We start from the raw sequence: 12661 nt of genomic DNA on the forward strand, positions 1-12661 counted from the left end.
TTGGTTTTTTGTAGTCTATTCAAAAACCGAATCGGAATCAGATTTTGGAGCTTCAAACTTTCTTAGATATACTAACTTTCCGTTTTTCGCCTTACGCTCCATAAAATCTTCTTCGGTAAGCATAGGGTCAATTTGGCTATAGTGGCATCGGTATGATTTGGCGGCCATTTCCAAATCTTCATCGGTATAGGAAACTTTCGTTCTTAAATATTTGCTTGCCTGCCCTCTTAAAACTTTGCCTTCCGGGTCGTCGATTGCTTCAGAAGGAGCGCCATAATAGAACAAGTCCATGGGTTCGTCCCAATCTTGGCTAAGGTACACTTGGGTAACGGACGCTCCCACCAATCTATGGTCCATGTGCGTGGAGCCTCCATCGGGACCCCAGGTTATAATCGCATCCGGATGTAACCTATTTACAATTTCATTCAGCTGCTTTATCATTTCCCTGGCGTGGGGAACATGGCCGTCATAGCCCTCTGCTGCCCGAAGCTGATCGTGAAAATTTAAATGAATCAACTCCACCCCCAACAATTCCGCGGCACATTTCATTTCTTCCCTTCGGGTAACGACCAATTCATCCCCGGCCTTGTGGTCATGGAAATCGTTGGTGCCATACCTGCCATCCGTAACTACGACCAAATGCACCTTGGCGCCTTCCCTGGAATATTTGGCCAAAATTGGGGAGATTGTACTTTCATCATCGGGATGTGCAAAAACCGCCAGCAACACCTTTCCTTCATAGGGCTTTTGGGCCCAGCAGGTAGAGCCAACCAAAAGAAAAAATATAAACACATATGCGCTTAGCTTAAATACCGTGTTACTTACTGTTGATGTTTTCTTCATGTTGGGCTTTTTTAGTTGATTCTTATAGCTACACTTTAAAATAGATCTTGCGTTTGTCCAAGTAATAGGTGATATACCATAAAAATAGGAGAATTAACAATGATTCCAAAACCAGTATCAATTCCTTATATGCATCCAAAGCATGAAAAAGACCAGCGTTCCAGAGGATCTCGAACTCCCTGAATATCAAATGTCCAAAAGTCTCTGCAAATAAGTAAATGAAAATGGAGTTAGTGCCTACAACGGCAAAAAATTGCAGCCATTTTTTCTTGTATCCCTTAACGTCAATTACCCAATAGAAAAAAGCAAGTGCCAAGATGGAAATGCCGCCCGAGGCCAGTGTAAAAGAGGTGGTCGCTATGCGTTTAATAATTGGTGTTATTTCAAAAAAGTCCATTGCAAAACCTAGAGTGGTAACCAAAAGTCCACAAAACAAAAAGGTCTTAACTTTATTGGATTCGGTAGTAATGTTAAGCAATAATTGGCCACATACAACGCCCCAGATGGTATGAGCGGCAGTTGGAAGAAAATTTATGAATACCCAATATCCGCCATTTACCTTCCCCATGACCAAAAGGTCTACCCAGGAGCCAAATGTTTCATGCCCTTGGGAATAGGGAGCTTCCGGGTTATAAAATCTGTATAAAACTTCCGTCAGCACTAATAGAAAAATTGAAAACCCTATTTGAACAGTGGCGCTTTTACGCATAATGGCGTAGGCAATCAGGATTGTGAATGCCAACTGTACCAAAACATTCCATAGTTCCCATACCGGACCAAGGCTGTAAACACAATGCAACAACACCCCAAAAAGGAATAGCTTTAGGCATCGCATGGCAATATGTTTGTTCAATTCCTTTCTGTTCCCCATTTCCAATCGCTTTTTAAAGGAAAAAGGCATGGCCACGCCCACAATAAACATAAAAAAGGGCTGTATGAGGTCCCAAAAACGAAGTCCGTTCCATGGATGATGCTGTAGTTGAAGAGCCAACGGATAGAAAGACGATCCCTCTGTTAATCGAGCGAAACTTTGATGAAAACCTGCAGCTTCGGCAATCAAAAGGAACATAATAAGCCCCCTGAAAACATCCAGGGAGTACAAACGTTGAGTCAATGGCTTGGCGAATTGCGACATACCATTTGGATGGTTAGGTTTAGCCTTGAAATGTACAATAAATTTTAAATGAATTGATTATCTTCCTAATTCCTTTTTAGAGCCATATCCTATGAAAAAATTAGCGCTTTTTACCCTCTTGTTTATCTCAAGCCTTTTTGTCCTTTCGCAGACTGATGATAAAGAAGAAACCGCAAAACCTATTCCCAAGGCAAGGACGTTTGAAACCATGCACCAAGGTGTTTTTGGAGGAAAGACTATCAATTATAAAGCGACGGCCAAGGAAACCTTTTTGACCAATAAAGCAGGGGACTCCATAGCTACTTTTTGGTCGGTTGCCTACACAAAAAACCCAATTGGTGATGTAACAAAAAGACCGGTAACCTTTATTTTTAATGGGGGTCCGGGTTCGGCCTCCGTATGGCTACACATGGGGCTTTTTGGGCCTAAAATCATAAAAGTGGATTCAGAAGCCAAGAAGGACGATGGAGCCGCTCCTTACAATCTTGTAGAAAATGAACATGGCCTTTTAGACCTTACCGATCTTGTTTTTATCGATCACGTAGGCACAGGGTACAGTCAATTGGTGGGAAAAGGAAAAGGAAAGGACTTTTATGGGCTCAATGAGGATGTTGCCTCCTTCGCACAATTTATACGGAAATGGGTCACGGAGAACGGACGCTGGTTCTCTCCCAAGTATTTGGCCGGTGAAAGTTACGGTACCACAAGGGCCGCCTATTTGGGCAAGGCCTTGGAAAGCTCGGGCCAAAATATGGCGCTCAACGGTATGATACTTATTTCCCAGGCACTGGATTACACGGGCTCTACCTCTATCCATTACAACATTGCCTCCTACATCACCTATTTGCCAAGCATGGCCGCCACCGCTTGGTACCATAAAAAAGCCGGGGAAGGTAAAACTTTGGAAGCCTTTGTTGAGGAGTGTAGGGAATTTACCTATGGCGATTACACCAAGGCCCTGTACAAGGGCAACCTTTTGGATAATACCGAAAGGAACAAAATAGCCGAAAAGCTCAGCTATTTTACAGGGCTGGACAAAGACTATATCTTAAGGTCCAACTTGCGGGTTCTTGTAGAACGATTTCAGAAAAAGCTTTTGGAGGACAAAGGGTTGGCCATTGGTCGATTGGATGGAAGGTTTATGGGCGATGAATCCGATGATGTTGCCGAAAGGCCTCATTTAGGAGATCCGGCAAGCTACCAAATTGGTGCGGCTTATACCGCGGGGATCAACCATTATTTTGCGGCCGATTTAAAAATTGACATGGACAGACCCTACATAACCTCCGGAGGTGGCGAGGGATGGCGATGGCGCACCGTCCCAGATGGGCAATACTGGGAACCGATGCCCGTGAACACGGCGCCTTTTCTTGGTGAGACCATGAGGCGCAACCCAGAAATGAAGGTAATGGTCGCCAACGGGTACTATGATCTTATTACGCCTTTTTTTGATGCCGAATACACCTTTGCAAGAAACGGTATTGTAACCGAAAGGGTTTCCATGAAATATTATGAGGCCGGCCACATGATGTATACCCATGAACCCGATCTTAGTAAACTGTCGGAGGATATTCGGGCATTTTTAACCCAATAATAGGTTGAGGTTTGGTTGCTTAAATATCGCTCTTCTTGTCCTTATGCCCCACCTAAACTTTGCGCAGGCTTCACTTGTCACCAATGAAAAGGAAGGCGTGAAAGTATTTGTTTTGGGAACGGTCCAGGACGGGGGAAGCCCTCACATAGGCTGCGAAAAAGAGTGTTGTGCGCAACTTTTTGAAAAGGGTGACTTATCCAGAAAAATAGTTTCCCTTGGCGTCGTCGATTTTAAAAATAACAAAACATTCCTTCTAGAGGCAACACCGGATATACCCAAACAACTTAGGGGTTTAAGGTTGAATGCGCCGTTCAAGGAAAACGATTACCCAGATGGTATTTTTCTTACCCATGCCCATATTGGCCACTATAGCGGACTCATGTATTTGGGCAAGGAAGCGGCAAACACGAAAAATATTTCGGTATATACGATGCCTAAAATGCATCGGTTTTTGAGTGAAAACGGGCCATGGGGCCAATTGGTGGCCAATAACAACATACGCCTTGTTCAAGCTGAAAATGAAAAAGCAATACCTATTTCGGACCAACTGACGGTAATCCCCTTTACGGTACCTCATCGTGATGAATACTCGGAAACCGTGGGCTACAAGATAATAGGGCCGAACAAAACCTTACTTTTTATTCCGGATATCGATAAGTGGGAAAAGTGGGATAAAGACATTCGGGAAGAAATCAAAAGCGTGGACTATGCCTTTATAGATGCCACATTTTTTGATGCCGAAGAAATCGATTATAGGGATATTTCAGAAATTCCCCATCCCTTCGTCATTGAAAGTATGCAACTATTCCAAGGGCTTTCAATATCGGAAAAAAATAAAATTCATTTCATCCACTTCAACCATACCAATCCTTTATTGAACAGGGATTCCCAGCAGACTCAAAAAGTATTGGAAGAGGGCTTTCAAATCGCCAGAAAGGATATGGTCTTTAAATTATAATTTGTTTTGGACAAAGAGCTTATAGAACATCTCAACTATATTCTATGCATAAAAATAGAGCGGGTTTCGCGGGTTTCCGGAGGGGATATATCCAAGGCCTATTTGTTGGAGTCCGAAACTGAAAGGTTCTTTTGTAAGCTTAATACCGAGAAAATGGCGTTATCCATGTTCACTGCGGAAAAAAATGCACTTCATGCCCTGTTGAAAACAGGAGCCATAGCCGCTCCACAGCCCTTTCAGGTTGAACCTTACAAAGACGGTGCCTTTATCCTGATGGAATACATTGAGAGTAAAAGAGCGAATACTGAGGACATGACTCTTTTTGGGCGCCAACTTGCAAAACTACACCAAGCATCGGTCAAAAATGAGTTTGGTCTGGAGGAAGATAATTTTATAGGCAGTTTGCCCCAATCCAACAAAAAGGATTTGGACTGGGCTAGATTTTATGTGGAAGAACGAATGCTTCCCCAATTAAAATTAGCTTTTGACAAGGGGTTATTGGGGAGTGATGAAATCCCTTCAGAAGATACGATGATGATGGTCTGTACCGATATGTTTCCCAAAGTATCCCCTTCTTTACTGCTTGGGGATTTGTGGAGCGGTAATTATTTAATTTCAAACCATGGGGTTCCTTTTTTAATAGACCCCGCAGTTTATCGGGGACATCACGAAGTAGATATTGCCATGACAAAGCTTTTTGGAGGTTTTGGGGATTCCTTTTATAGGGCATACAGAGAAATCATGCCTCCTGAACCGGGTGAAAACGAACGAACGGATTTGTATCAACTGTACTATCTCCTCGTGCATTTAAACCTGTTTGGGAATTCTTATAAACCAGCTGTCAAAAGAATTTTAGCTACTTACTTTTAGGCTTTTGGTTATCTTTATTTCAAACTCGATCCTTCATGAAAATAGTAAACTACCTTGGGGCGATCCCACAAGGCATTCGCAAGAAACAAATTTTTGATTTCGAGGCAAGCCTCGGGGTAATATGCCCTTTGGCGGTGCCAATTAAAATAAGTACCGTCTTTTTACTTTCCCTCGTTTTGGTTTCCTGCGAAACGGAAAAAACAACAGCAACAGCAAAAAAGGAATATGCCACTTGGTCATCCTACTTGGGAGATTCTGGAAGAACCCATTTTTCAACGTTGTCCCAAATAAACAAAGAAAATGTGGAAAGGCTTAAATTGGCTTGGACCTATGAAGCGGAGGATTGGGGTCAAATGCAAATGAACCCCATCGTGGTGGATTCAATCCTATATGGCGTGACAGCAGCCCTTAGAGTCGTGGCCCTCCAATCAGGAACCGGGGAGGAACTTTGGCAGTTTGGGGATTCCGTTAAAGTTTGGCATTCCACGAGTCGTGGCGTTTCCTATTGGTCCAAAGGAGAGGACAAAAGGATTCTTTGTACTCGTGGTGCCTATCTCTATGCTCTGGATGCCTTAAGCGGTAAACCCATAGCATCCTTTGGTGAGAATGGCAGAATTGATTTACGCTCAGGTATGGACGAAAGTGCCCAAAACAAGTTTGTCATCTCCAATACCCCGGGCACAGTTTTTAAGGACTTGATTGTAATGCCGCTTCGGGTATCGGAAGGAGTGGGGGCGGCTCCTGGAGATATAATGGCTTTCAACATCATTACCGGCAAGCTGGAATGGTCCTTTCACACCATACCTCGTCCCGGTGAATTTGGCCATGAGACCTGGGAAGATTCCACGGCCTATAAAAGCCCCCTTGTGGGAGCGGCCAATAATTGGGCCGGCATGGCCGTAGACGAGGAGGCTGAAATCATTTATGTGCCCACTGGCTCGGCTGCGCCGGACTTTTACGGAGGTGTCCGGCTTGGACAGAACTTGTTTTCCAACTCGCTATTGGCCTTAAATGCGAATACGGGAGTACGGCTTTGGCACTTTCAGTTTACCCATCATGATATTTGGGACCGTGATCCACCTGCTCCGCCCAACCTGTTGATGGTGGAAAGGGACGGTAAAAAAATACCCGCAGTGGCCCAAGTGACCAAGCAGGGATATGTTTTCGTGTTTAACCGGTTGACGGGCGAGCCGCTTTTTGACATAGAGGAAATACCGTTTCCCAAATCGGAATTGGAAGGGGAAGAAACTTGGGCCACACAACCCATACCCAAAAGTCCAAAACCCTTTGCAAGGCTTTCCCAAGAGCTCACGGAGGCGAATATTAGTCCGTTTGCGGAAAACAGAGATGAGTTATTGGACGTCTTTGCTTCGGCGGACAAAAGATTTTATGCCCCACCAAATATTGCTCCTGTTCTATTGTTGCCTGGTTATGACGGGGCTGCAGAATGGGGTGGGGCCTCTGTAGATCCGGAAGATGGAATTCTTTATGTTAATTCCAACGAAATGGCTTGGATGCTGGGTGTTATTGAAAATAATGAAGAGGCTTATGACGGCCCCTTGGGCGAAAGTACCTATCAAAAATATTGCGTAACCTGTCATCAACCTGATAGAAAAGGAAATGTGGGCAGTGGTTATCCCTCGTTGCTTGACGTGCAACTACGGAAGGAAAAAAACGAAGTGTCACAGATCATTACCAACGGAAAAGGAATGATGACCGGTTTTCCCCAACTTTCCAAGGAAGAAATGGACGCCTTATTACTGTTTCTTTTTGATGAAGAAATAAAACACACCGTTGCGGATGAGATTGCCCAAAATACCGAAACACAAGAAAAATACAAACATGCCGGATATACCAAGTTCTTGGACAGCAATGGTCTTCCTGCAATTAATCCTCCTTGGGGTACGATGCATGCCATCGATTTGAATACCGGAAACTTTAAATGGTCCATTCCCTTTGGCAACACTCCGGAGTTGGGGAAAGAGGGTATAGGTACGGGAACGGAAAATTATGGCGGTGCCGTGGTTACGGAAAATGGCCTGTTGTTCATTGCAGCGACAAAAGATGGGTTTTTCAGGGCTTTTGATAAGGAAAATGGCACTCTTCTTTGGGAATATGAGCTGCCGGCTCCGGCATTCGCCACGCCCGCCATGTACGAGTTTAACGGAAAGCAGTATATTGCCATTGCTTGTGGTGGGGAGAAACTCGGTACCAAAAAAGGAAATAAAATAATTGCCTTTGCCCTACCCTAATGGCTTAAGAACAAACTGACCAACGATGTTAACACTATTTGAGCGCGCCAAAAGCTTTGGAGAAAGAAAGGCTATATCCTCCAATAATCAAGATTATACCTACGACCAGCTTATAGCTTCTTCCAATGCTGTAGCTTCTAATTTGTTGGGTAATTCCACCGATTTAAATGAGGGTAGAATCACCTTTTTGGTGCCTCCCTCTTTTGAATATACGACGATTCAATGGGGGATATGGAAAGCTGGCGGAATCGCCGTGCCTTTGTGTGTTCTTCATCCCTTGCCCTCTATACAATATGTGTTGGAGGATACCCAAGCTAAAATGGTCATTGCACATGGGGATTTCATTGAATTTTTGAAACCTTTGGAGAGTGAACTGGGGATTTCAGTAGTTCCTATGGAAGCGATGTTTGCTGAAAATAATTCTAGTCTGCCCGATCTGTCACCGGATAGAAGAGCCATGATTCTATATACCAGTGGTACGACAAGTAAACCCAAAGGAGTAGTTACGACACATGCCAATATTGAGGCACAAATTACGGCCTTGGTAGAGGCCTGGGAATGGGAAAAGGACGACTACATTCTTAATATTCTACCTTTACATCATGTCCATGGAATTATCAATGTGATGAGCTGTGCACTTTGGAGCGGAGCATGTTGTGAGTTTTTGCCAAAGTTCAACGAGGAAAAGGTTTGGGAAATTATTTGCTCTGGAAGGCTCACCCTTTTTATGGCAGTCCCTACGATTTATTATAAGCTAATTGCCTTTTGGGACGACGCAAACGAAGAGGAAAAGAAAAAGATGTCCGAAGCAGCATCCAAGCTTAGGTTAATGGTTTCAGGGTCTGCCGCACTTCCTGTACCTGTGCTTGAAAAATGGAGGTCCATTTCCGGCCAAACACTTTTGGAACGTTATGGAATGACGGAAATTGGCATGGGCCTATCCAATTCCTATCAAGGGGAACGAAGGCCTGGCCATGTGGGCTTGCCCTTGCCAACGGTTGAAATGCGCCTGGTAGACCAAGATAACAATCCGGTAGAAGCCAATGAACCAGGGGAGTTCCAAATAAAAGGGCCTAGTGTGTTCAAGGAATATTGGCAAAAACCCGATGCAACGGAAAAAGCGTTTACAGAAGACGGCTGGTTCATTACGGGCGATATCGGCATGCTGAACAACGGACTTTACAGGATTTTAGGTAGGGATAGTGTAGATATTATTAAGTCCGGCGGCTATAAGATTTCGGCCTTGGAAATAGAGGACGTCATGCGAAAACATGACTTTATAAACGACTGTGCCGTTGTTGGGTTGCCCGATGAAGAGTGGGGCGAGGTCATTGCGGCGTGTATTGTTCCTTCCAACGAAGGACTAGATACCGAGGAGTTGAGCTCTTGGCTAAAGACCCTTTTGCCCGGTTATAAAATTCCGAGGAAATATATAAAAATAACTGAGTTGCCAAGGAACGTCTTGGGCAAAGTGACGAAAAACGAGGTAAAAAAGCTGTTCGAAACCAAATAACCAAATTATGGATATTCTAACCTGGGTTCCCTATGCGGGAATTTTAATTCTAATCATCATCAATGCGATACTTGTCCTTAAAAGGGATATCAATGTAGAGGAAAACGACCATAATCCGGAGCACTGATGGAATACTTTTACGAGCACTATGTAACCCTTATTTTAACGGCAATATATGTGGGCGGATGCCTTTATATCGGCTGGTTTTTTTAAAAGAAGGCTTCGGAGGGTGTTGAAGGTTTTTATGTGGCCAAAAGGGAAATTCCGGGATGGGTGATCTCATTGGCTTTTTTTTCAACCTCGGCCAGTACGAACACCTATATAGGCCAGGCAGGGAAATCTTTTGAGCTGGGACTTTCTTGGGCTTGGATGGGTTTTATTTGGACTTTTTTCTGTGTTATCTCATGGCAACTTTTAGGACCCAAAATGCGATTTCAAACCGCTAGATTAAAATCCTTTACCATCCCCGATTATTTTCATTTACGCTATAAAAGTTCCTTGGCACAAACCATAAGAGTACTTTCCGCCGTAATCATCCTCTTTGCAACGCTTTGGTATATGGTAGGCATCGCCAAAGGATGCGCCCACGTGCTTACGTCCGTTTTGGATATTCCCTACGAATATGGTTCCTTCACCATTATTGCCGTAACCTGTGCCTACACCATTTGGGGTGGCATGTATAGTGTTTTATGGACCGATGCCATACAAGGTATCATTATGTTCGGGGTGGCCATTTTAATGTTGGCCATTCCTTTTATGTATGTCGGCGGGGTGGATAATTTGTTTGAAACCATCTCAAATACGGAACACTTGACCAAAGCGGGTGAACGTATCAAATCCGGGTTAGTGACCTTTGGGGAATTGGTCTCGTTTTTATACATCCTTGGAATCGGCCTTGCCGTAGGGATGAAGCAAATTTCTGAACCCAAAAACCTCATCCGTTTCTATTCGGTCAATAATTCCAAAAGTATGCGGTTCGCCATGATATGGACACCAGTTTTTTTAGGTGTTTCCCTAGTCTGTGTTATGGGTCTAGGAGCTTTGGTGCATGGCATGACAACACCGGAAGAAGCCAACTATCTCATAAACCATACGGATGAAGTCGTCGGGTTTATGCTGGATAAGTTTGACAATAAATTGGTGAGCGGCATCTGTGTTGCCGGATTGTTTGCCGCCGGAATGTCCTCTTTGGCTTCGGTCATCATCATTATCGGGACGGCATTTGTGAAGGATATTTGGCATGTGGCCAAGCCCATGAAAGAATCTAAAATAATACCTAGAACAAAGTGCTTCATGGCCTTTTATTGCTTAATGGTGTTTTTATTAACGCTTTACCCTATTGCCGGTATTGTAGAGCTTACCGCATTTGCCGGTGCGGTTTTCGCCGCAAGTTTTTTTCCTGCTATTTTTGGTGGACTCTATTTAAAATGGGGAACGGACTTGGGCGCCTTGACCTCTATGATCGTGGGGATATTGACCAACATTGTTTGGCGTTTTGTTTTTAGGTTCAACTACGAATCCTTAAAGGATATTCATGAAATAATACCCGCATTTATTATTTCTATGCTCACGTATGTAGTGGTGAGTCTTATGACCAAAAGTCGCAAACCAGATGAGGCCCATTTAGACCATGTTTTTGGGCGTTGATACGGGAGGTTTTAGAGAATATGAGAAAAAACGCATAAGTAAATGTTCAAAATTCCAAACTGCAAATCCCAAATTTCAAAAAGGCAGTTTGATATGAAGTGGCCATTCCGACTCCGCTCGAGATTAGAGCTCTACAAGATTATTGAGGAAGTATGTTGAAAATCATTCAAATCCTGCCGTTTGTTAATCTGGTTCACGTTAATTGATCGTCAATTCTTGAAATACTCCATGTTTCCTCCAATATGTCGTTGTGTTGCTAGTTCCTCATTGATTTATTAATCAAGGCATCGTACTTCCTTAAAACCACCACCGTCTCTAACAAGCTGTTTATACGCTTGGATTTCTTTGGATATGTTCTTGTTTTCCATCTGATAGTTTGGTGTGTACAAGACCCGGTCCCAATAGGGTGTTTTTGGGTCTTTGGCGCGTAAATCGCCGGTAGCCTCCATCCATTGCGCCAATTCCTCCCGCAGGGTTTCCAAGACCTTGACATATCCTGGATCAGTGGCTACATTTTCCAAATTATAAGGGTCGTTTGCGAGCACATATAATTCTTCATCGGGCCTTTTTCCAAACGCCCATTGAAAATAGGGTTTCCCTTTGTAGCTTTCTTTGTGCTGCATGATGAGGTATTTGGTAATGGAATTGTCCACGTCCCCATATTGCCCCACGGATTGATGTACGGTTGGATCCCCGGCTGGCCATCTGTCCGGTTCAAAATTTCGAATATATAAGTACTCATGGGTTCGCACTGCGCGGGAAGGATAACTTAGATTGCCCTTACGTACATTGGCGTGGCGCTCCCGTTCCAAAAAAACTTTGTCGTGTACTCCCTTTGTTTCATCGGAATTAAACAAAGACATTAAGGATGTACCGCTAAATTCCTTTTCGGGGGGCAATCCTGCCGCTTCCAACAAAGTGGGTGCAAAATCTATGAAGTTTACAAAGTCGGCAATACGCCGTCCGCCTTCGATATGTCCCTTCCAATACATGGCCAAAGGCATTCGGGTTCCATAATCGTATAGATTGGCCTTGGCCCTGGGAAAGGGCATCCCGTTATCGCTGGTCATGATGACCAAGGTGTTTTCCAAAAGCCCTTCCTGTTGAAGCTGTTCCAAAATATTCCCACACTCACGGTCAAAACGTTCCACCTCAAAATAGTAATCCAGGATATCGTTCCGTACACAGGAAACATCCGGCAAGAATCCGGGTACGGTAACTAGGTTGCCATCCATCCCCATTTTAACGCCGGCATTGGTTTCATAATCCCTGTGCGGGTCTTGGCTCCCGAACCAAAAGGCAAAGGGCCGATTATTCTCTCTGGCTTCCAAAAAAGCCTTGAAATTATCATAATCCTTGCCCGCAGGGTTATGGGTATAGCCTCCTGCTTCAAAATCACCCGGGCCCCAACCCTTTCTGCTTTTGCCCGTATGGTAGCCGTTAGATTCCAAAACACGCATCCAGTTGGTGAATTTGGAAGGTATTACAGACCAAAGGTTTCCGGCACTTTCCAATTGGTGCGGGTATTTTCCCAACAATATGCTAGCACGTGAAGGTGAACAGGAAGGAGCGGCACAGTAGGCGTTTTCGAAAACGGCCCCGTTTTTCGCCAAACCATCAAAGGTTGGGGTGCGGACTACCTTGTCCCCGTATACGCCTGCATGGGGATAGGACCAATCATCCGCTATCATAAAAAGGATATTGGGCGGCTTGGAAACCTGATTCTGTTGGGCATGGCACGAAATTGAAAACAAAAGGAGAAATAACAGGGAAACGATATTTTTAAAATGAAGCTGATGTCCTAGTTCCATATCCTTTGAATTTATTGTTGGCTCTTTTAAATATACAA

At 44.0% G+C, this 12661-nt stretch carries 9 protein-coding genes; 6 read left to right on the plus strand and 3 right to left on the minus strand.

The annotated features are described in order from the left end of the window. Positions 1 to 15: 15 nt before the first annotated feature. Both BFP75_RS01375 and BFP75_RS01380 read right to left on the minus strand, forming a co-directional pair. Positions 16 to 843 carry a PIG-L deacetylase family protein gene (locus BFP75_RS01375; RefSeq protein ID WP_099542879.1) on the minus strand — a complete coding sequence of 276 codons (828 nt, stop codon included), beginning with the start codon at positions 841 to 843 and terminating at the stop codon, positions 16 to 18. 28 nt (positions 844 to 871) lie between these two features. Next, positions 872 to 1978 carry an acyltransferase family protein gene (locus BFP75_RS01380; protein WP_240531659.1) on the minus strand — a complete coding sequence of 369 codons (1107 nt, stop codon included), beginning with the start codon at positions 1976 to 1978 and terminating at the stop codon, positions 872 to 874. Between the two features lie 91 nt (positions 1979 to 2069). On the opposite strand from BFP75_RS01380, the gene BFP75_RS01385 reads away from it, so the two are divergent. From BFP75_RS01385 to BFP75_RS01410, 6 genes are all read left to right on the plus strand, one after another. After that, positions 2070 to 3572 carry a S10 family peptidase gene (locus BFP75_RS01385; protein WP_099542880.1) on the plus strand — a complete coding sequence of 501 codons (1503 nt, stop codon included), beginning with the start codon at positions 2070 to 2072 and terminating at the stop codon, positions 3570 to 3572. Between the two features lie 43 nt (positions 3573 to 3615). Then, positions 3616 to 4530: an MBL fold metallo-hydrolase gene (locus tag BFP75_RS01390; RefSeq protein WP_099542881.1), complete on the plus strand. Its 915-nt coding sequence runs from the start codon at positions 3616 to 3618 to the stop codon at positions 4528 to 4530. A gap of 6 nt (positions 4531 to 4536) precedes the next feature. Beyond that, positions 4537 to 5400 (plus strand): fructosamine kinase family protein, encoded by an 864-nt coding sequence (locus tag BFP75_RS01395; protein ID WP_099542882.1) that lies wholly within the window; start codon positions 4537 to 4539, stop codon positions 5398 to 5400. 35 nt (positions 5401 to 5435) lie between these two features. Beyond that, positions 5436 to 7652, plus strand: coding sequence for a PQQ-binding-like beta-propeller repeat protein (locus BFP75_RS01400; protein ID WP_099542883.1), 2217 nt, complete (start codon positions 5436 to 5438; stop codon positions 7650 to 7652). A 25-nt stretch (positions 7653 to 7677) separates the two neighbouring features. After that, positions 7678 to 9165 carry an acyl-CoA synthetase gene (locus BFP75_RS01405; protein WP_099542884.1) on the plus strand — a complete coding sequence of 496 codons (1488 nt, stop codon included), beginning with the start codon at positions 7678 to 7680 and terminating at the stop codon, positions 9163 to 9165. 246 nt (positions 9166 to 9411) lie between these two features. Then, complete coding sequence (locus BFP75_RS01410) at positions 9412 to 10812, plus strand: sodium:solute symporter (protein ID WP_206073456.1); 1401 nt, start codon at positions 9412 to 9414, stop codon at positions 10810 to 10812. A 275-nt stretch (positions 10813 to 11087) separates the two neighbouring features. Here the strand turns inward: BFP75_RS01410 and BFP75_RS01415 are convergent, their stop codons facing one another. Continuing rightward, complete coding sequence (locus BFP75_RS01415) at positions 11088 to 12623, minus strand: sulfatase (RefSeq protein ID WP_099542885.1); 1536 nt, start codon at positions 12621 to 12623, stop codon at positions 11088 to 11090. Positions 12624 to 12661 lie beyond the last annotated feature (38 nt).

The sequence above is a fragment of the Maribacter sp. 4G9 genome (genome assembly GCF_002742265.1).
In the GTDB taxonomy this organism is placed as follows: Bacteria; Bacteroidota; Bacteroidia; order Flavobacteriales; family Flavobacteriaceae; genus Maribacter.